The sequence below is a fragment of the Streptomyces sp. NBC_00569 genome (assembly GCF_036345255.1).
In the GTDB taxonomy this organism is placed as follows: Bacteria; Actinomycetota; Actinomycetes; order Streptomycetales; family Streptomycetaceae; genus Streptomyces.
Genome location: NZ_CP107783.1, coordinates 3542930 through 3563574 on the forward strand (window position 1 = coordinate 3542930; position 20645 = coordinate 3563574).

Below are 20645 nucleotides of genomic sequence, written 5' to 3' on the forward strand. Positions count from 1 at the left end.
CACCTCCGCCCCGGGCACGAAGGAGATCCCGTGAGCCCCGTGAACACCACTCTCGCCGCAGGTGCGAACCTCGACCTCTCCCTGGCGCAGCAGTTGACCGTGATCGCCCTGTGCGCGCTGACCGCGTTCATCTCGCACATGGCGCTGGCCGTCTTCAACGACGGTGTACGCCCGTTCATGCTGGACTTCATCCAGGGCCGGTCCACCCGCAGCGCCACCGCCGCGGTCTCCTTCGGGCTCTCCGCCGGGTTCGTCTTCGGTCTCGGCGCGCCGATGGCCCTGTCCACCGGCGTACTCAACCCGTGGCTGCTGTTCCTGCCCACGGACATCCTCGGGCTGCTCGCCCCGAAGAAGTGGATCGCGCCGATCCTGGGCGGTGCCTGGGGCGCCGTCGTCGTGTTCGGCCTGAACGGTGCGAACGACGTGGCCCACGACCTGCCGGTCGACTTCCTCACCGCGATGCAGCAGATGTCGACGCCGATCCTGTTCCTGTTCACGCTGTTCCCGGTGCTGGCGATCACCAAGCAGTTCGGGCGCGTGTGGGGCGGCGTCGCGGGCGTCCTCGAACTGGCCCTGGTCGTGATGACCATGAAGATCTGGCCGAACATGTTCGCGGGCGCGCTCGCCATGGCGGTCGGTGTCCTGATGCTCATCGGCCTCGCGATCGCCAAGGACGTCCGGGAGCGCAAGGCCGCGCGGGCCGAGGGCGGCGGCGTCGAGGAAGTGGTCCTCGCGGACGACCCGATGGCGTCGCTGTTCAGTGCTGGCGCGGCCAGACTGCGCAAGTTCCTTCCGCTGTTCATGGTGCTCGGCGCCGGCGTCTGTGTGCTCGCGCAGATGCACATATTCGGCGGTGGTGAGGCCACCAGCTTCCTGATCGCGAAGGGGCACTACAGCGAGGCCGCCCAGGTCGACTTCTACCGGGTGTTCGGCTTCATCCCGCTGATCGCGACGACGGCGCTCGCCTCGGGGGCGTACGGCATCGCGGGCTTCACGCTCGTCTACCCCATCGGCTATCTGCTGCCGAACCCGTTCCTCGCGGCGATCGTCGGCGCGGCCGTGTTCGCCGTCGAGGTGCTCGCCCTCTCCTACATCGGCAAGTTCCTCGGCAAGCTGCCGACCGTGCGCGACTCGTCCGAGCATCTGCGCAGCGCCATCACCGACACGCTCCAGCTGGCGATCCTCTTCGGTTCGCTGATGGCGGCCAACGCCATGGGCGCCGGCCTCGGCATCCTCGTCGTCGGCGGGCTCTACCTGCTGAACGAGGCGATGGGCCGGCCCGTCGTACGGATGGCGGCCGCTCCCGCCGCGGTGATCGTCGGCGGCGTCCTGCTCAACCTCCTGTACTGGCTCGACCTGTTCACCCCCGTCAAGGGCTGAGGCCGGGTACGTACGCCGGGAAGGAAACCATGCACACCCCGCCCCTCATCCACACCGTCACCGGCCCGCTCCCCGCGGCTGCCGTACGTGGCCCGGCCCTCGCCCACGAGCATCTGGTGCTCGACCTCGACCGGCGCGGCGACGGCGGCGCCGTCCTCGACCCCGAGGCGCACGGACCGGCCGTCACGTCCGAACTGGCCGCCCTGCGCGAGGAGTTCGGCCTCGCCCTGGTGATCGAGCTGACCTGCCGCGGCATGGGGCGCGACCCGCGTGCCCTGGCCCGGATCTCCCGGGACGCGCAGGTCGCCGTCGTCGCGGCCACCGGCTGGTACTACGAGCCGTTCCACCCGTCCGAACTGGCCGACGCGGGGGTCGGACAGCTGGCCGACACACTGGTCCGCGAGATCGACGGCGGTCTCGGGTCCACGGGCGTCCGGCCGGGCGTCCTCGGCGAGGTCGGCAGCCACGGTGACGTGCCCAGCGAGCCGGAGTCACGTGCGCTGCGCGCCGCGGCGCGGGCCGCCGTCGCCACGGGCCTGTCGGTCGCCACGCACGCGCAGCTCGGCCGCGGCGGGCTCGCCCAGCTGGAGCTGCTCACGGCCGAGGGCCTCGCCCCGCACCGGATCTCGGTCGGCCACCAGGACCTCCTCGACGATCCGGCCGTGCACAAGGAGCTGGCCGCGAGCGGCGCGTACGTCGCGTTCGACACGGTCGGCAAGGAGAGCTACCAGAGCGACGACGTCCGGCTCCGGCTGCTGCTCGCCCTCGTCGAGGCCGGCTACGCCGACCGTGTCCTGCTCAGCTGCGACATCTCGCGCCACGGCTATCTGGAGCGCGAGGGCGGTCAGGGTTACGGGCATCTGTTCCGGTCGTTCCTGCCCCGGGCGCGTGCCGCGGGCGTGGACGACGCACTGGTGGAGCTGATGACACGCCACAATCCGCTGCGCTTTCTGACCGGCGCGAGCGTGGAGGAGATCTGACGATGACGCCCACCCGCTCGGCCGCATCCACGCTCCCCGAGACGTTCCCGCTCGCCACGATCCCCGTCGACGAGGCGATGGCCCGGCAGTTCCGGCTGATCGAGTGCACCGCCGCGCACTTCTCCGGCGAGGAGCTGTTCAACGCCGACGCGGGCGTCGTGCCCGGTCTCGGCCGGCCCCGCACGACCGCCAAGGCCGAGGCGGTGCTCGCCGACTTCTTCGGGGCCGAGGACGCCGCGTTCGTCCAGGGGGCGGGCACCGGAGCGATCCGTGCCGCGCTGAACGCCGCCGTGAGCGCGGGCGATCCGCTGCTGATCCACCGGGCGCCGGTGTACCGCACCACCGAGGTCACGCTGCGCGGCATCGGCGTACGCGCCGAGGAGGTCGACTTCAACGACCTGGGCGCGCTGCGCGAGGCCCTCGCGTCGGGACGCTTCCGGTGGGCGTACGTCCAGCACACCCGGCAGCGGCTCGGCGACTCGTACGACCCGGGCGAGGTGCTCGCCGCGTGCCGGGCGGCGGGGGTGCGCACGGTCGTCGACGACAACTACGCCGTGCTGCGCGTGCCCGCGTCGGGGGTCGAACTCGGCGCGGACGCCTCCTGCTTCTCGCTGTTCAAGCTGCACGGGCCCGAAGGCGTGGGCATCGTCGTCGGGGCGCGCGACCTCGTCGCACGGGTCCGGGCGGACAACTACTCGGGCGGTGGTCAGGTCCAGGGCCATCAGGCGCTGGACGTGCTGCGCGCCCTGACCCACGTGCCGGTGATGTGGGCGGTGCAGTCGCGGGTGGGCGCCCAGGTGGCCGAGCGGCTCGCCGCCGGTGAGGTGGACGGCGTCGCCGAGGTGCGGCTCGCGAACGCGCAGGACCGGTGTCTGCTCGTGCGTCTCGACCGACCTGTCGCGCGTGAACTCCCCGCTGTCGCCGCCCGGTTCGGCGCGGCGCCCTATCCCGTCGGCTCCAACTCCCGATACGAGATCGCGCCGCTGTTCTACCGCATGTCCAGTTCGTCCCTCGACGACTCCCCCGGGCTCGCGGACTGGACGGTGCGGATCAACCCGATGCGGGCGGGCGCCGACCTCGTGATCGACATCCTGCGCCGCTCCCTCGACGTGCTGAAGCACCACGCAAAGGACGACTGACCGTGTTCCTCGACAGTCTGCTCACCCGCAATCCCGAGCTCGTCGACGCCGCGGCCGACCTCCACCGGCGGGGCGCGGTCCCGCCCGACACGTACGTCATGGATCTCGACGCGATCGAGTCGAACGCCGCGCTGCTCGCCGCCGAGGCCGACCGCCTCGGGCTCGCCCTCTGGTTCGTCGTGAAGCAGCTCGGCCGCAACCCCGAGCTGATCAGGGCGATCGCCCGGCACATCCCGAAGTACGCGGCCATCGACGCGCCGGAGGCACGCACCCTGCACGCGGCGGGGCCGCGGGCGGGCAACCTCGGCCACCTCGCGCAGATCCCGCGCCGCGCGCTGCCCGAGATGCTGGCCTGGCGTCCCGAGACCGTGACCGTCTTCGACGTCGGCAACGCCCGCGCGGTCTCGGACGAGGCGCGCGCGCAGGGCTTCGTCCAGGACGTCCTCGTACGCCTCGAAGGGGCGGAGGGCGCGGTCTACCCCGGGCAGGAAGGTGGCGTTCCGCTCGACGCGCTCGACGACTTCGCGGCCGCCGTCGAACAGTTGCCGGGAGTACGGATCGGTGGCGTCACCGCGTTCCCGTGCGTCCTGTGCGACCCGGCGACGGGCACGCCACGCCCTACCGCCAACTTCGAACTCGCCGTCAAGGCAAGGGAACTGCTCACCTCACGCGGCCACGACGGCCTGAAGCTGAGCGCCCCGAGCGCCACCTCCATGGCCAGTCTCCCCCTCCTCGCCGAGCACGGCGCGACCCACGGCGAGCCGGGCCACTCGCTCACCGGCACCACACCCCTGCACGCCCGCGACGCCGGCCAGCCCGAGAAGCCCGCGTACGTCTACGTCACCGAGGTCGCCCACACCCTCGCCGACGGCCGGCCCGCCGTGTTCGGCGGCGGCTTCTACCCCCGCGCGCACATCGGTTCGGCGCTGCTGCCCGACTCGGACCAGCGCCTCGCGGTGCGGGACGCGCCCGCGGAGAACATCGACTACTACCGGCTGCTCGACGCGCCCCCGCCCGGCCGCGCCCTCACGGCGGGCGACACGGCGCTGCTCGCGTTCCGCACACAGATCTTCGTGACCCGCTCGACGGTCGCGGTGGTGGCGGGCCTCACGTCCGGGTCGCCGCGTCTGACCGGCCTGTACGACGCGCAAGGAAGGGCACTGTGATGGGCAGGACCGTCATCGTCGTCGTCGACGGATTCGGTGTCGGCGCCATGCCGGACGCGGGTGCCCTGCGCCCCGGTGACCTGGCGGCGGACACCTGCGGACACGTGCTCGACGGGTGCCGCGAGGCGTTCGGGCGGCCGCTGCGGCTGCCCGCGCTCGGTGCGCTCGGGCTGGGCCTCGTGCACCCGCACCCGGACCTCGCGCGGCACACCCGTCTGCCGGTCTCGGCGGGCCGGGCCGGGCTCGGCTACCCCGGCGCGGACACGTACGCGGGCCACCAGACGATGATGGGCGCCGACTTCAGCCGGGTGACGGTGGCGCGGCTCGGTGACCACCTCGACGAGGTCACCGCGGCCCTGGAGGGCGCGGGCCACCGGGTCGAACTCCTCGGCGACAGACCCCTGTTGATGGTCGACGGGGCCGTGCTCGTGCACGACAACCTGGAGGCCGACCCCGGTATCAACTGGAACACCTCGGGCCGCCTCGACGACCTGGACTTCGACGGGATCCTCTCCGTCGCGCGCACGGTCCGCGCGGTGGCGCCCGTCGCGCGGGTGATCGCGGTGGGCGGCCACGCGAGCGGTCCGCTCTCGGACTTCGTACGCGAAGGGGATGGTGGCACGGTCGGCCTCGACACCCCGGCGAGCGGCTTCTACCGCAACGGTGGCCTCGAAGTACGGCATCTCGGCGCGGGCCTCGACCACACGCGGCAACTCCCGGACCTGGCGGCGCGGGCCGGGATCCCCGTCACGCTCGTCGGGAAGGCCGCGGACATCCTGGCCTGCGACGACGCGGTGCGGCGCCCGGCCGTGCCGACCGCGGACGTGCTCGCGTACACACTCGAAGCCGTCCGCGCGGAGGGCGAGGCGCTGGTCGTGGCCAATGTGCAGGAGAGCGATCTGGCCGGGCACCAGCAGGACGTGGAGCGCTACGGGCACGTCCTGGAGCAGGTCGACGCGGGGCTCGCGGCGCTCGTCGCGCTGCTCGACGCGGACGGCGACCGGCTGATCGTGACCGGCGACCACGGCAACGACCCGACGATCGGCCACGCCTTCCACACCCGGGAGTTCGTGCCGGTCCTCGTCCACCGCCCGGGTGCGGCCGGTGTGGAGCTGCTGCCGGACGCGGGCAGCCTGGCGGACGTGGGCGCGACGGCCGCGGCGGCGCTCGGCCTCGATCCGGCGGGGCTCGCCAACGGCACGGAGATCGGCCGGTCGGAGGCTCGGGCGGCCCGACCCGCCCATGTGTAAGGGGCGCCCGCAACGGCGGACGCCCCTTACACATGTCTACGAAGTGGCCGGTCAGCCCATGAACTTCTTGAACTCGTCGGGCAGTTCGAAGTTCTTGTCCTGGTCGGCGGCGGGCAGGCCGAACGCGTTACCGCTCTGGCCGGCGGCCTCGCGGCGCGCCGCCTCTTCCTCTTCCTGCTGCTTGCGCTTCATCGGGTTCCCGGAGCGCTGCTTGCCCTTGGCCTGCTTCTGCTTCTTCTTCTGCCGGCCGGCGCCGCCGCCCATGCCCGGCATCCCGGGCATCCCCGGCATGCCGCCGCCCTGCGCCATGCGGGACATCATCTTGCGGGCCTCGAAGAACCGCTCGACGAGGTTCTTCACCGCGCTGACCTCGACGCCCGAACCACGGGCGATACGAGCACGGCGCGAGCCATTGATGATCGTGGCGTCCGCGCGCTCGGCCGGAGTCATCGACTTGATGATGGCGGCCGTGCGGTCGACGTCACGCTCGTCGAGGTTGTTGATCTGGTCCTTCATCTGCGCCATGCCGGGCAGCATCCCGAGCAGCTTGGAGATGGAGCCCATCTTCCTGACCTGCTCCATCTGGGCCAGGAAGTCGTCGAGCGTGAAGTCCTGGCCCTTCTTGGAGGCCAGCTTGGAGGCCATCTTCTCGGCCTCCTGCTGCGAGAAGGTCTGCTCGGCCTTCTCGATCAGCGTGAGCATGTCGCCCATGCCGAGGATGCGGGACGCCATGCGGTCCGGGTGGAACGCGTCGAAGTCGTCCAGCTTCTCGCCGTTCGAGGCGAACATGACCTGGCGGCCGGTGACGTGCGCGATCGACAGGGCGGCACCACCACGGGCGTCACCGTCGAGCTTGGAGAGCACCACACCGTCGAAGCCGACGCCGTCACGGAAGGCCTCTGCGGTGTTGACCGCGTCCTGACCGATCATGGCGTCGACGACGAAGAGGACCTCGTCGGGCGAGACGGCGTCGCGGATGTCCGCGGCCTGCTGCATGAGCTCCTGGTCGATACCCAGGCGGCCGGCGGTGTCGACGATGACGACGTCGTACTGCTTCTGCCGGGCGAACTCGACGGAGTCCTTGGCGACCTGGACCGGGTCACCCACGCCGTTGCCGGGCTCGGGCGCGTAGATGCCGACGCCGGCGCGCTCGGCGACGACGCTCAGCTGGTTCACGGCGTTGGGGCGCTGGAGGTCACAGGCGACGAGCAGCGGCGCGTGGCCCTGCCCCTTCAGCCAGTGGCCGAGCTTTCCGGCGAGGGTCGTCTTACCGGCACCCTGGAGACCCGCGAGCATGATCACGGTGGGCGGGTTCTTGGCGAACCGCAGGCGCCGGGTCTCGCCGCCGAGGATGCCGATGAGCTCCTCGTTGACGATCTTGATGACCTGCTGGGCCGGGTTCAGCGCCTGGGAGACCTCCGCGCCGGCCGCACGCTCCTTGACCTGCTTGATGAAGGCACGGACGACGGGCAGGGCCACGTCCGCTTCGAGCAGGGCGATACGGATCTCGCGCGCCGTGGCGTCGATGTCCGCCTCGCTGAGGCGCCCCTTGCCGCGGAGGTTCTTGAATGTCGCTGCGAGGCGGTCGGAAAGAGTGTCGAACACGGCGGTCGCGAATCCTCGGGTTGAAGGGCGGGCGGACAGGTCGTCCTCCAGGGTATCCGGAGGTGTCCAGTGGGGTCTCCACCCCATTCGTACGAAGCGTTCCCGAGGCAGCAGGAAACGCCTCCGGGGAGGCCGGCGCCCCGTCCGCCCGCCTCCCCCCGGGCCCCGCTACCCCCGCAACGCCCCTTCCAGCGCGCCCGCCACCGCGGCCGCCTCCGCCGCGGGGAGCGGCTCCCCCTCGGCGCACGTGACATAGAACGCGTCCACCGCGTTCGCCCCGAGGGTCGACACATGCGCGGACCGCACCCGTACCTGCGCCGTCTCGAGCGCCCGGCCGATGCGGTGCAGCAGGCCCGGTGCGTCCTGCGCCCGGACCTCGATCACCGTCGCGTGCCGCGAGGCGGCGGGGGCGACCGTCACCCGGGGCGGCGGCGCCACGGTGCCGCGCCGCCGCGGATACGCGGCGTCCCGCTCCGCGAGCCGGGCGGCGATGTCCAGGGAGCCGTCCAGGGCCCGCACGAGATCCGCGCGCAGCCGGGCGGCCTGGGGCAGGGAGCCGTACTCGGCGGCGACCCGCCAGTCCAGGAGCAGGACCGAACCCGGCACCTGGGCGGGCAGGTCGAGGGCGCGCAGCTCCGCCGTGCGGACCGTGAGCCGGTGCAGGGCGAGCACCCCGGCGACGGCGGGCAGCACGCCGGGCTGGTCGGGGACGGCGATGAGCAGTTCGACGCCGAGGGGCTCCGGGTCGGCGGGCGCGGCCGCGGCGCCTTCCGCGTCCCGGTCGCCGGGTGCCTCGGTCTGCGCGCGCAGGGACAGCACCGGGCCGCCCGTGCGGAACGCCTCCAGGGCCAGCCGCTCCTGTTCGGCCGTGGGCTCGGCCGCGGCGGGGCCGTCGCCGCCGTCGGGGTCCTCTCCCGCGAGGACGGCGGCGACCCGCTCGACGAGGTCGGTGACGAGCGACCCGCGCCACGAGGACCAGGCCGCGGGCCCGGTGGCCAGCGCGTCCGCCTCCGTCAGGGCGTGCAGCAGTTCGAGCGTCCCCACGGAGCCGACGGCGTCCGCGACGGCCTGCACCGTCGCCGGGTCCTCCAGGTCGCGCCGCGTCGCCGTCTCGATGAGCAGCAGATGGTGGCGCACGAGGGTGGCGACGACGGCGACGTCCGCGCGGTCGAAGCCGATGCGCGCGGCCACGTCCTTCGCGATGATCTCGCCGGCCACGGAGTGGTCGCCGGGCCAGCCCTTTCCGATGTCGTGCAGGAGCGCAGCGACGAGCAGCAGGTCGGGGCGGCCGACACGGCGCGTGAGCTCGGCCGCGCGCACGGCGGTCTCGACGAGGTGCCGGTCGACGGTCCAGGTGTGCACGGCGTTGCGCTGCGGCCTGCACCGCACCCGCTCCCAGTCGGGCAGCAACCGCGTGATCAGGCCCTCGGCCTCCAGCGCCTCCCAGACCTCGACGGTCGGCCGGCCCGCGCCGAGCAGCGTCACGAGCTGCTCGCGGGCCTCGGCGGGCCACGGCGTGGGCAGGGGGCGCGCGGCGGCGGCCATCCTGCGGACGGCGTGCAGGGACAGCGGCAGTCCGGCCTGGGCGGCGGCCGCGGCCGCGCGAAGCGGCAGCACGGGGTCACGCTCGGGCCTGGCCGCACGGGCGAGGACCGCCTCGCCGTCCTGCTCGACGACGCCTTCGGCGAGCGGTGACCGCTCGGTGACGGGCTTGTTCCCGCCGCCCAGCATGGCGCGCAGCCGGGGCCGCACGGCCCTCGACTTGAGCACGCGCCCGACCTCGCGCCAGGTGACGTCGCTGGCGTACGAGACGGTGCGGGCGGCCTCGTAGACCTGGCGGAGCAGGGTGTCGGCGTCGAGGAGGCCGAGTTCCGCTGCGACCTGGTCCTGCTCCTGGAGGGCGAGGCGGTCGGTGGCGCGGCCGGTGGCCAGGTGCAGGGCGTCCCGTACGTCGAGGAGCCTGCGCCGCGCGTCGGCGAGGCCTTCCCTGGGGGCGTCCGCGAGCCATGACGCGGCGACGGCGCGCAGCGCGGTGGCGTCCCTGAGCCCGCCCCTGGCCTCCTTGAGGTCGGGTTCGAGCAGATACTGCAGCTCACCCTGGCGCTCGGCCCGTTCGTCGCACAGGTCGCGCAGTTCGAGCAGGCGTTTGGGCGCCTGGTTGCGCCAGTCGGCGAGGACGGCGGTGCGCAGGCCCGCCGTCAGGCCGGCGTCGCCGGCGATGTGCCGGGCGTCGAGGAGGCCGAGCTGCACCTTGAGGTCCTCGCCCGCCGTCTTGCGGGCCTCCGCGGGCGTACGGACGGAGTGGTCGAGGGCGAGCCCCAGGTCCCACACGGGGTACCAGACGTGGTCCGCGAGGGAGGCGACGGCACCGGGGCCGGCGTCGCCGTCGTGCAGGAGCAGCAGGTCGAGGTCGCTGCGCGGGGACAGCTCGCCGCGCCCGTAGCCGCCGACGGCGACGAGGGACACCCCGGTCAGCTCGCGCGCCCCGGCGGTGAACAGCTCGCCGAGCCAGCCGTCGGTCAGCTCGGCGAGCGCCGAACGGCGCGGCGGCCCGGACCGCGCCTCCTCTCGGAGGAGGCGCAGCCGGGCCGCCGCATAGCCGCTGGATGCTGAATCGTCGTCGTCCGATTTTCCGGGCTGCACATCCACACTCGTCACCAAGCGACTCCTCTGTTCCGTTTACAGCGCGTCCGGCCCGCGCTCACCGGTGCGGACCCTGACGGCGGTCTCCACCGGGACGGCCCAGACCTTGCCGTCCCCGATCTTGCCGGTCCTGGCGGCCTTGACCACGACATCGATGAGCTGTTCGGCGTCGTCGTCCTCGACGAGGACCTCGATGCGGATCTTCGGTACGAGGTCGACGGTGTACTCGGCGCCGCGGTAGACCTCGGTGTGTCCCCGCTGGCGGCCGTAGCCGCTGGCCTCGGTGACCGTCAGGCCCTGGACACCGAACGCCTGGAGAGCTTCCTTGATCTCGTCGAGCCGGTGCGGCTTGACGACCGCCGTGATGAGCTTCATGCGTCCACCTTCTTGGTCTGCGCTGCTGCATCCTGGACCGGGCCGGCCGTGCGGGGAGCCGTGCCGCCGCCCGCGCCGCTGAAGTCGTACGCCGTCTCGGCGTGCTCGACCTGGTCGATACCGGACACCTCGTCGTCCTCGCTGACCCGCATGCCGATCGTCCTGTCGATCAGGAAGGCCAGGATCGCGGAGGCGACGAGCGAGTACGCGAGGACCGCGCCGACGCCGGCGAGCTGCTTCCACAGCTGGGTCAGGCCGCCGCCGTAGAAGAGGCCCTGCGCGTCGGACTGGCCGCCGCCGGTGGCGAAGAAGCCGATGAGGAGCGAGCCGATGACCCCGCCGACGAGGTGGACGCCGACGACGTCGAGCGAGTCGTCGTAGCCGAACCTGTACTTGAGGCCGACGGCCATGGCGCACAGGACACCCGCGATGGCGCCGATGGCGATCGCGCCGAGCGGCGAGCAGGAGCCGCCGGACGGGGTGATCGCGACGAGGCCGGCGACCGCGCCGGAGGCGGCGCCGAGGGTGGTGCACGCGCCGTGCCTGACCTTCTCGTAGATCAGCCAGGCGAGCATCGCGGCGGCGGTGGCGACCTGCGTGTTGACGAACATCAGCGCGCCGACGCCGTCGTCGTTGCCGAGCCAGGAGCCCGCGTTGAACCCGAACCAGCCGAACCACAGCAGACCGGCGCCGAGCATCACCAGCGGCAGCGAGTGGGGCCGCATCGGGTCCTTCTTGAAGCCGACGCGCTTGCCGATGACGAGGATCACACCGAGAGCGGCCGCACCCGCGTTGATGTGGACCGCGGTACCGCCGGCGAAGTCGATGACGCCGAGGTCGAACGCCCAGCCGCCGGTCCCCCAGACCCAGTGCGCGACCGGGAAGTACACGAGCGTGGCCCACAGGGTGACGAACAGCGCCCAGGCGCTGAACTTCACGCGGTCGGCGAGCGCGCCGCTGATCAGGGCGGGCGTGATGATCGCGAACATCAGCTGGAACACGGCGAAGACGTAGATCGGGATGGTGTAGCCGTCCCACAGCTGCGTCAGGCCGATGCCGCTGAGCCCGACGTAGTCCGAGGACCAGCCGATCAGGCTGCCGTGGTCGGTGCCGAAGGCGGCGGAGAAGCCGTAGAGGACCCAGAGGATCGTGACGATCCCGAGGCTGATGAAACTCATCATCAGCATGTTCAGGGTGGACTTGACGCGGACCATGCCTCCGTAGAAGAAGGCGAGTCCGGGCGTCATGATCATCACCAGGGCGGAACAGATCAGCATGAACCCTGTATTGGCGGCAGACAGCGTGGGCGTGTCTGCGGCAAGCGTGATGCCTGGGGGCATCGGCGTCTCCTCGTCGTTGGTACGGCCCCGTGCGGGCGAAGCCTGTGCGGTCATGAGGGGTGGGCCGGTTATGCGCCATGAGATTGGCGTAGCGCGGTTTCCGTGGACGCCCCTCGATGTTTCGCCGCAGTGACGAAGAGGTCGTGCGTGTTACGCGTCAATGAACTGCCTGATACCGGGTGCGGCGATCGTTATCGTGACGCAACCAACAAAGGCCGGCCGCGGCGGGCCGTCCGGTTGACCTGGCACGGGGGAGCCGAGTCGGGCAGTCCGGGACAGCCGGCCGCGGCCGGGGACATGGGTTCAGACCGCTTCGGCGGTCTCCGGCAGGTGGATCGCGAGCTGGTCGGTCAGGTGCCCGACCTCGGCGACGTCCCCGAACTCACGGACCGCGGTGTCCACGGTCTTTCGGATACGGGTGTTGACCCGCTCGGAGCGCACCTTCTTGGCGATGATCATGGCCTGCTCGGCGAGCACCGTGGACTGCTCGGGCTCACGCTGGAGCAGATACACCGTCGCCATCCCGATCAGGTTCAGCGCGTACGAACGCTGGTGCTCGGCATCCTTCTCGAAGAGCTCGACGGCGCGCCGCATCAGGGGCTCGGACATCGAGGCGTACGTGGGGCTGCGGCCCGCCACGTAGGCGAGGTCGCGGAACGAGTGCGAGTTCTCCCCGTGCAGCTCGGCCTCGGAGAAGAAGCGGATCCAGTCGGGGTCCGGGTCGTCCCAGTCGTCGGCGTCGTGGAAGGTCTCCTCGGCCATCCGGACGGCCCGCTTGCACTTGCCGGGCTGCCCGATGTTCGCGTACGCGCGGGCCTCCATCGCATACAGCATGGCCTGCGTGCGCGGACTGGCGCAGTCGCGACTGCCGTACTGCGCGAGATGGATGAGTTCCAGCGCGTCGTCGGGCCGGCCGAGGTGGATCATCTGCCGGCTCATGCTGGACAGGACGTACGAGCCGAGCGGCTTGTCGCCGGCTTCCTTGGCCGCATGCAGGGCGAGGACGAAGTACTTCTGGGCGGTGGGCTGGAGGCCCACGTCGTAGCTCATCCAGCCGGCCAGCTCGGCCAGCTCGGCCGCGACCTTGAAGAGCCGCCTCGTCGTGGCCTCCGGCTGGGGCTCCTGGAGCAGGTCGGTCACCTCGTGCAGCTGGCCGACCACGGCCTTGCGGCGCAGCCCGCCGCCGCACTGGGCGTCCCACTGACGGAACATGACCGTCGTGGACTCCAGGAGGTCGAGCTCGGGCTTCGAGAGCCGGTTCCCCCGGCGCAGGGCCGCCGGGTCGGGCTCCGCCACCGGGGTCCCCGGCGAGGGCACGAGCCAGCGCTGCATGGGCTCGATGAGCGCGGGGCCCGCGGAGAGCGCGAGGGCGCTGCCGAGGAATCCGCGGCGCGCCAGCATCAGGTCACTGCGGGAGAACTCACCGATCAGCGCCACCGTCTGCGGGCCCGTCCACGGCAGGTCGACGCCGGACACGGAGGGCGACTGGTGCGCGGCGCGCAGCCCGAGATCCTCGACGGCCACGACGCAGCCGAAGCGCTCGGAGAACAGCTCGGACAGGATCCGCGGGATCGGCTCGCGCGGATTCTCACCGTCGAGCCAGCGGCGCACGCGTGAGGTGTCCGTGGAGATGTGGTTGGCGCCCAACTGCCGTGCCCGGCGGTTCACTTGGCGCGCCAGCTCACCCTTGGACCAGCCGCTGCGCAGGAACCACGAGCTCAGCAGCTCATTGGGGCGCTTCTCAGCGTTCGTCACGCTTCCGTCGCTGCCGCCCACTGGAACGCCCCCATCCCTGAAGCCACCTCTTCGCCACCCCGCTGTTGCCGGGTGCGATGTGCGTCAAGCCCTACCAGCATGCCGTCAACGACGGCCGCCCGTCCGGTGGTTGTCACTCCTCGAACAGGAAACCGACTTGCCTGCGGCATACCCAGGAGTGCATACGCCCCAGGGGCTCGTGTACTGAAAGTAATCCTACGATCACCCCTCCGGCCATGGCGAACCCGGAAACGCCACCATTCGCCACCCCTTCGAATGAACTAGGGGAGCGCCACACACGATTCACTTGACATAGGACGGCCGAAAGTGGGCGGAGCGGTGTACGCCGGGGCGTGCGACACCGGGTGCACCACCTCCGAAGCTCTCGAGCGCCGCCCCGAGTCGGCGGTTCACGACCCCGCGAAGCAGAGGGTAACGATCCGATTCCGTCTCGTAACCACCGGTGCGCAGGACCCGTTGGAGGGGGCATGGGCTTCACGATCGGCGGCAGCCGCGGGATTCTCGACATCCGGTCCGGCACACGTCGCCGCGGCCGCACTGCGGGCCGCGCGTCGGACTGCACCTCGGTGGCCGAGTTCACCGGGCTCTGGGGCTGGGAGGCGGTGCCGGGGACACGGGCCTCGGCAGGCGCCTGCTCCTGCGGCAAGGCGGACTGCCCCTCGCCCGGCGCGCACCCCATCGACCACGCGCCGACCGTCCCCGCCGGTGCCACGCTCGACGAGGTCACCGAGGCCTGGGAGCAGTTCCCGGGCGCCGCGGTGATGCTGCCCGTCGGCAGCGCGTTCGACATCATCGACGTACCCGAGGCGGCCGGCCGTCGCGCACTCGTCCGCCTGGAGCGGATGGGGCTGCCGCTCGGCCCCGTGACGGCGACGCCCGAGGGGCGCGCCCACTTCTTCGTGGCGCCGGGCTCCGCCGCCGAACTCGGCTCACTTCTGTACCGGATGGGCTGGGACGACGCGGCCCTCGACCTGCACGCGCTCGGCCCCGGCACCCACATCACCGCCCCGCCCTCCGACCGCGGCGGCCTCGGCCCGGTCCGGTGGCTGCGCTCCCCCGGACTCGACTCGGCGACGCAGCCCCCGCAGGCCCGCCTCGTCCTCGGCACCCTGGCGTACGTGGCCCATCGCTCGCCGGCGGTCTAGGGCCCTTCGCTCGCCCGGTCCGAACGAGAGTGCCCGGCGGCGGCCCGCGCACAGGGAAGCGCCCGCTCCCTGAGGAGCGGGCGCTTCCCTGTGCGAAGACACGTCCGTACGGCTACTCGCCGATCAGCGCGTCCACGAACGCCTCCGGCTCGAACGGAGCCAGGTCGTCGGGGCCCTCGCCCAGGCCGATCAGCTTCACCGGCACGCCCAGCTCGCGCTGCACCGCGATGACGATGCCGCCCTTGGCCGTGCCGTCGAGCTTGGTGAGCACGATGCCGGTGATGTCCACGACCTCGGCGAAGACGCGGGCCTGGACCAGGCCGTTCTGCCCGGTCGTCGCGTCGAGCACGAGGAGGACCTCGTCGAGCGGGGCGTGCTTCTCGACGACGCGCTTGACCTTGCCGAGCTCGTCCATGAGGCCGGTCTTGGTGTGCAGCCGGCCCGCGGTGTCGATGAGGACGACGTCCGCGCCCTCCTCGATGCCCTCCTTGACGGCGTCGAAGGCGATGGACGCGGGGTCGCCGCCCTCGGGGCCGCGCACGGTGCGGGCACCGACGCGCTCGCCCCAGGTCTGGAGCTGGTCGGCGGCGGCGGCGCGGAAGGTGTCGGCGGCGCCGAGCACCACGTTCCTGCCGTCGGCCACCAGGACGCGGGCGAGCTTGCCGGTGGTGGTGGTCTTGCCGGTGCCGTTGACCCCGACGACCATCACGATGCCCGGGGTGTCGAGGTTCGAGTCGGTCTTGACCGAGCGGTCGAACTCCGGGACGAGAAGCTGGACCAGCTCCTCGCGCAGCAGCGCGCGCAGCTCGTCGGGCGTGCGGGTGCCGAGCACCTTGACGCGCTCGCGCAGCCGGTCGACGAGCTCCTGCGTGGGCTGCACGCCGACGTCGGCGGTGAGCAGGGTGTCCTCGATCTCCTCCCAGGTGTCCTCGTCCAGGTGCTCGCGCGAGAGGAGCGTGAGCAGCCCCTTGCCGAGCGCGTTCTGCGAGCGGGAGAGCCGGGAGCGCAGACGCACGAGACGCCCCGCGGTCGGCTCCGGAACCTCGATCTCGGGCGCGGCCGGAGCCGGGGGCTCCTCCACCGCGATGGGCGCGGACGGCTCCGGCTCGACGAGCGGGAGGTCGACCTCCTCGATCGTGCGGCGGGGTTCGTCGCGCGGCGTCTCGGCCTCTTCGCCGACGTGCGGCTCGGCCGGAGGGGCGGTGATGTCGGGCACGGAGGGGGGCGGCGGGGGCAGCTGCTTCTTTCTGCGGCTGCCGACCACGAGCCCGCCGAGTGCGCCGATCACGACCACGGCGATGACTACAGCAAGGATGACGATTTCCATAACGGGTCCAGTATGGCGTGACCGAGCGCGATACCCCCTCGTTGCCGGCGCGGGGCTGCGTGCCCCTACGGGCCGGGCCGGCCCGCCGTCCGACCGTGTGTCGGCGAGGAGCCCTCCGGGGCGGAGTCACAACCCGTCCGGCATCAGCACCGGGACGCGGGAAACGGGTCCCGGTACGCACAGCGCACCCAGGGCGTGTGATGGCCCATTTCGTGAACCGTCACCCGGCTCCTTTGTGGTTTCCTCCAAAGAACATAAGGCACTTGAGTGCATTACTCGGACTAAAGTACGATGGAAGAGGCTGCGTCAACGCGCGTAGAGTCCATCGCGTCCCCTCCCCACACCCCCCACCGGCTCCCCCCACCACCACCCACGGAGCCGAGCGAGAGGCACGGAACCCCACCGCATGAGCAAGACCGCCGTATCCGAAGGCACACTCGAGACCCGCGGCATCGAGCCCGTCCCCGAGTCCGAGCGCACCGCCAGGACCCGTGAACTGTTCCCCACCTGGGTCGCCGCCAACATCAGTGTGCTGCTGCTCACGATGGGCGCGAGCCTGGTCGTCTCGTACAAGCTCAACTTCTGGCAGGCGCTCGTCGTCGCGATCGCCGCCCCCGTCGTCTCGTACGGCCTCGTCGGCCTGATCGGCATCGCCGGCAAGCGCGGCGGTGCGCCGGGCATGGCCCTGTCACGCGCGGTCTTCGGCCAGCGCGGCAATCTGCTGCCCGGTTCGCTCATCTGGGTCGCCCGCTGGGGCTGGGAGACGATCAACGCGGTGACCGGCGCCTACGCGGTGCTCACCGTCCTGGACATCCTCTTCGGGGTGAAGAGCAACGACGTCCTGGTGATCGTCACGCTGCTGCTCTTCGTCGTCACGACGTTCGTGATCTCCGGCCTCGGGATCAACGCCGTACAGAAGTGCAACAAGTACGCGACGTACCTCTTCGGTCTCTTCTCGGTCCTCGTGCTGGTCTACCTCATCGCCAACACCGACTGGAACCGCGTCTTCGACCAGCCCGCGGGCAAGATGTCGCTGATGGTCGCCGGCATCGGTCTGATCGCCGCGGGCGGCGTCAGCTGGATCCCCTCGTCGCCGGACTTCACGCGCTACCTGCCGCGCACGGCCTCGTCGGCCGCGATCGTGCGCAACTCCGTCGGCGGCGCCGGCATCGTCGTCCTGCCGATGATCCTCATGGGCGCCGTCATGGCCGTGTCCACACCCGACCTGGCCTCGGCCGCCGACCCGGTCTCCTTCCTCGGCGAGATCCTGCCGCTGTGGATCGCGGTCCCCTACCTCCTGATCGCCCTGGTCGGCATGCTGCTGATCAACTCGATGTCGATGTACTCGGCGGGCTTCACCGCCCAGACCCTCGGCTTCAAGGTCCCGCGCCACTGGGCCGTCTCGATCAACGCGCTGATCTCGCTGATCTTCGGCGGCATCCTGATGCTCGTCGCGACCAGCTTCATGGGCTCGTTCATCGCCTTCCTGTCGCTGCTCGCAGTGGCGTTCTCCGCCTGGGTCGGCGTCTTCGGCGCCGACATGCTGCGGCGCACGGAGTACGACGCCGAGGCCCTCGTCGACACGACGCGCACCAGCGCCTACTGGTACAAGGCCGGCTTCAGCCCGGCGGCCGTCGCCTCCTGGGCCATCGGCCTCGTCGGCGGCCTGATGTTCACCACGTCCGACTGGTTCACCGGCCCGCTCGCCGCGAACAACCCGATCGGCGAGTACGGCCTCGGCTGGGTCGCCACGATCGTGATCTCCGGCCTGCTGTACATCGTCCTGCCGAAGCCCGCCGTCGCCGTCCCGCCCGGACCCTCCGGCGAAGAGAAGCGCGAGACACTGGCCGTCTGACGCTCCGTCAGCTACCGTCCCCCTTCACCAGCGGCCCGACTCCGCCCTGTGAAGGGGGACTTCTCATGCCCGTCACGGTCGTGCGCTTCAACCTCGTGGACCCCGCGGCGACGCCCGAATCGCTGAGCGCCCGATACAGGGCGGCCGTCGAGATGGCGGCGTACGCCGACGACCGCGGCATCTCCACCGTCCAGACCGAGGAACACCACGGCGTCGCCAACAACTGGCTGCCGTCACCCTTCACCTTCGCGGGCGCCGTCTTCGGCGCGACCCGGCGCATCGCCGTCACGGTCTCCGCGATCATCGGCCCGCTGCACGATCCGCTGCGCCTCGCGGAGGACATCGCCGTACTCGATCTGCTCAGCGGCGGCCGGCTCGTCACTGTGGCCGGCATCGGCTACCGGCCCGAGGAGTACGGCCAGTTCGACGTCGAGTGGAAGCAGCGGGGCAAGCTCCAGGACGAGCTCCTCGACACCCTGCTCAAGGCGTGGACGGGCGAGGAGTTCAGCTTCCGCGGCCGCACGGTCCGCGTCACACCGCGTCCCTTCACCCAGCCCCACCCGCTGCTCCTGGTCGGCGGCTCCTCGCGGGCGGCGGCGCGGCGCGCGGCCCGCCTCGGCCTGCCGTTCTTCCCGAGCGCGCATCTGCCCGAACTCGAGGCGTACTACAAGGAACAGCTCGTCGAGCACGGCACCGAGGGCTGGACCATGATGCCGGCGGCGGTCACCCCGCTGCTGCACGTCGCCGAGGACCCCGACCGCGTGTGGGCCGAGCACGGAGAGCACTTCCTGCACGAGGCGCGGACGTACGCGTCCTGGCAGTCGGGCGACATCAAGTCGGCGGTGAAGTCCGGGGCGACGACGGTCGACGAGCTGCGCGCCGAGGGCGTCTACCGGATCCTCACGCCCGACGAGTGCGTGGAGCAGGCCCTCGACAGCTATGTGCTGCACCCGCTGTCGGGCGGTATGCCGGTCGACGAGGGATGGCGCAGCCTGCATCTGTTCTGCGAAAACGTACTGCCCCGGCTCGAAGACCTTGCGGTCTGAGCCGGGGCAGTGACGAGGGTGAGGAGATGGCAGCGGGGACTTAACCCATCTCCTCCAACGCCTTGCCCTTGGTCTCCTTCACGAACTTGAGCACGAAGGGGATCGAGAGCGCGGCGAAGATTGTGTAAATGATGTACGTCCCCGAGAGGTTCCAGTCGGCCAGCGACGGGAAGCTCGCGGTGATGGCCCAGTTGGCGATCCACTGCGCGGACGCGGCCACGCCGAGCGCCGCGGCACGGATCTTGTTCGGGAACATCTCGCCGAGGAAGACCCAGACGACGACACCCCACGACAGGGCGAAGAACAGGACGAAGAAGTGGGCCGCGATCAGGGCGACCCAGCCCTGCGTGGCCGGCAGCTTGCCGTCCACCAGGTCGTACGAGAACGCCCAGGCCTCCAGCGCGAGACCGATGACCATACCGGCGGAACCGACCAGGGCGAGCGGCTTACGGCCGACGCGGTCCACCAGGAGCATCGCGATCACGGTGCCGATGATGTTGATGATCGACGTGGTGAACGAGTAGAAGAACGAGTCCGTCGGGTTCACGCCGACCGACTGCCACAGCGTCGAGGAGTAGTAGAACGCGACGTTGATACCGACGAACTGCTGGAAGACCGAGAGGCCGATGCCGATCCAGACGATCGGCTTGAAGTAGAGACCGCCGTTGCCCTTGCCGGAGAGCAGGTCCTTGAACGTGGACTTGTGCTCGCTCTTCATCGCGTGCTCGATCTCGGCGACGCGGACGTCCAGGTCGATCTTCGTGCCCTCGACCTCGGCGAGGATCTCCTTGGCCCTGGCCTCGCGGCCGACCGAGATGAGGAAGCGCGGCGACTCGGGGATCGCGAAGGACAGCATGCCGTAGAGAACGGCCGGGATGACCATCACGCCGAGCATGACCTGCCAGGCCTCGAGGCCCAGGACCTGACCGCGCTGGTTGCCGCCGGCGGCCTGCAGGATGCCGTAGTTGACGAGCTGCGAGATGGCGATGCCGACGACGATCGCGGCCTGCTGGAAGGAGCCGAGGCGGCCGCGGTACGCGGGCGGCGAGACCTCGGCGATGTAGGCCGGGCCGATGACGGAGGCCATGCCGATGCCGAAGCCGCCGACGATCCGCCAGAAGGCCAGGTCCCAGAGGGCGAAGGGCAGCGCGGAGCCGACGGCGCTGATCGTGAAGAGGACGGCCGCGATCTGCATGCAGCGGATACGGCCGATGCGGTCCGCGATACGGCCGGCGGTGGCCGCACCGATCGCACAGCCGATCAGGGCGATGGCGATGACCTGGGCGAGCGTTCCGGAGCCGATGTCGTACCGGTCACGGATGGCCTCGACGGCTCCGTTGATCACGGAACTGTCGTAGCCGAAGAGAAAGCCGCCCATCGCGGCCGCCGCCGTGATGAAGATGACGTGGCCGAGATGGTCGGGGTGAGCCTCTCGGGCGCTTGGCGGCTTCGCTGTGCTGGTCACGTGTACTCCTCGGGCCCCGGGCAGCGGTGCCGGGGGTGGGGGTGAGAGCCCTTCCAGTGGCGCACAACTTCACGCCGCCCACCACCTGAAGGTAAAAGCAACGTTGCAGAGACTATGCCTTCAAGTTTCGAAGTCAAGAGGGGGGTAACTGTG

The 20645-nt window shown here is 71.2% G+C and carries 15 protein-coding genes; 8 read left to right on the forward strand and 7 right to left on the reverse strand.

The features are described from left to right. Positions 1–39: 39 nt before the first annotated feature. Genes OHO83_RS15845 through OHO83_RS15865 form a run of 5 tightly spaced genes read left to right on the forward strand, consistent with a single transcriptional unit; the run spans position 40 to position 5915 of the window. Entirely contained in the window at positions 40–1380 is a 1341-nt protein-coding gene (locus OHO83_RS15845; protein WP_266676667.1) for a YhfT family protein, read from the forward strand. 29 nt (positions 1381–1409) lie between these two features. Beyond that, positions 1410–2360, forward strand: coding sequence for a phosphotriesterase family protein (locus OHO83_RS15850; RefSeq protein ID WP_266674610.1), 951 nt, complete (start codon positions 1410–1412; stop codon positions 2358–2360). Between the two features lie 2 nt (positions 2361–2362). Beyond that, the gene (locus OHO83_RS15855; protein WP_266674608.1) at positions 2363–3499 is read left to right on the forward strand and encodes an aminotransferase class V-fold PLP-dependent enzyme; all 1137 of its coding nucleotides are present in this window, start codon (positions 2363–2365) and stop codon (positions 3497–3499) included. 2 nt (positions 3500–3501) lie between these two features. Continuing rightward, positions 3502–4665: an alanine racemase gene (locus OHO83_RS15860; RefSeq protein WP_266674606.1), complete on the forward strand. Its 1164-nt coding sequence runs from the start codon at positions 3502–3504 to the stop codon at positions 4663–4665. Further along, positions 4665–5915, forward strand: a complete 1251-nt coding sequence (locus OHO83_RS15865) for a phosphopentomutase (RefSeq protein ID WP_266674605.1) — start codon at positions 4665–4667, stop codon at positions 5913–5915. The genes OHO83_RS15860 and OHO83_RS15865 overlap by 1 nt, the downstream gene beginning before the upstream one ends. A 51-nt stretch (positions 5916–5966) precedes the next feature. On the opposite strand, the gene ffh is transcribed toward OHO83_RS15865, so the two are convergent. From ffh to nsdA, 5 genes are all read right to left on the reverse strand, one after another. Then, positions 5967–7520 carry a signal recognition particle protein gene (gene ffh, locus OHO83_RS15870; protein ID WP_266674604.1) on the reverse strand — a complete coding sequence of 518 codons (1554 nt, stop codon included), beginning with the start codon at positions 7518–7520 and terminating at the stop codon, positions 5967–5969. 168 nt (positions 7521–7688) lie between these two features. Continuing rightward, positions 7689–10178, reverse strand: coding sequence for a [protein-PII] uridylyltransferase (locus tag OHO83_RS15875; RefSeq protein ID WP_266674603.1), 2490 nt, complete (start codon positions 10176–10178; stop codon positions 7689–7691). Positions 10179–10199: 21 nt separating this feature from the next. Next, on the reverse strand, positions 10200–10538 hold the full coding sequence (locus OHO83_RS15880) for a P-II family nitrogen regulator (protein ID WP_116509391.1): 339 nt from the start codon (positions 10536–10538) through the stop codon (positions 10200–10202). After that, on the reverse strand, positions 10535–11878 hold the full coding sequence (locus OHO83_RS15885) for an ammonium transporter (protein WP_266674601.1): 1344 nt from the start codon (positions 11876–11878) through the stop codon (positions 10535–10537). Before OHO83_RS15885 ends, OHO83_RS15880 begins: the two co-directional genes overlap by 4 nt. A gap of 303 nt (positions 11879–12181) precedes the next feature. Then, positions 12182–13654 (reverse strand): transcriptional repressor NsdA, encoded by a 1473-nt coding sequence (gene nsdA, locus OHO83_RS15890; RefSeq protein ID WP_266674599.1) that lies wholly within the window; start codon positions 13652–13654, stop codon positions 12182–12184. Between the two features lie 467 nt (positions 13655–14121). Between nsdA and OHO83_RS15895 the strand changes: the two genes are divergently transcribed. Further along, the gene (locus OHO83_RS15895) at positions 14122–14799 is read left to right on the forward strand and encodes a bifunctional DNA primase/polymerase (RefSeq protein WP_266674597.1); all 678 of its coding nucleotides are present in this window, start codon (positions 14122–14124) and stop codon (positions 14797–14799) included. 112 nt (positions 14800–14911) lie between these two features. Here the strand turns inward: OHO83_RS15895 and ftsY are convergent, their stop codons facing one another. After that, entirely contained in the window at positions 14912–16126 is a 1215-nt protein-coding gene (ftsY, locus tag OHO83_RS15900) for a signal recognition particle-docking protein FtsY (protein ID WP_266674595.1), read from the reverse strand. A gap of 406 nt (positions 16127–16532) precedes the next feature. On the opposite strand from ftsY, the gene OHO83_RS15905 reads away from it, so the two are divergent. Continuing rightward, positions 16533–17981 carry a cytosine permease gene (locus tag OHO83_RS15905; protein ID WP_266674593.1) on the forward strand — a complete coding sequence of 483 codons (1449 nt, stop codon included), beginning with the start codon at positions 16533–16535 and terminating at the stop codon, positions 17979–17981. Between the two features lie 65 nt (positions 17982–18046). Next, positions 18047–19027, forward strand: coding sequence for an LLM class flavin-dependent oxidoreductase (locus OHO83_RS15910; protein ID WP_266674591.1), 981 nt, complete (start codon positions 18047–18049; stop codon positions 19025–19027). A 40-nt stretch (positions 19028–19067) separates the two neighbouring features. Here the strand turns inward: OHO83_RS15910 and OHO83_RS15915 are convergent, their stop codons facing one another. Then, on the reverse strand, positions 19068–20492 hold the full coding sequence (locus tag OHO83_RS15915) for a sugar porter family MFS transporter (RefSeq protein ID WP_266674589.1): 1425 nt from the start codon (positions 20490–20492) through the stop codon (positions 19068–19070). Positions 20493–20645 lie beyond the last annotated feature (153 nt).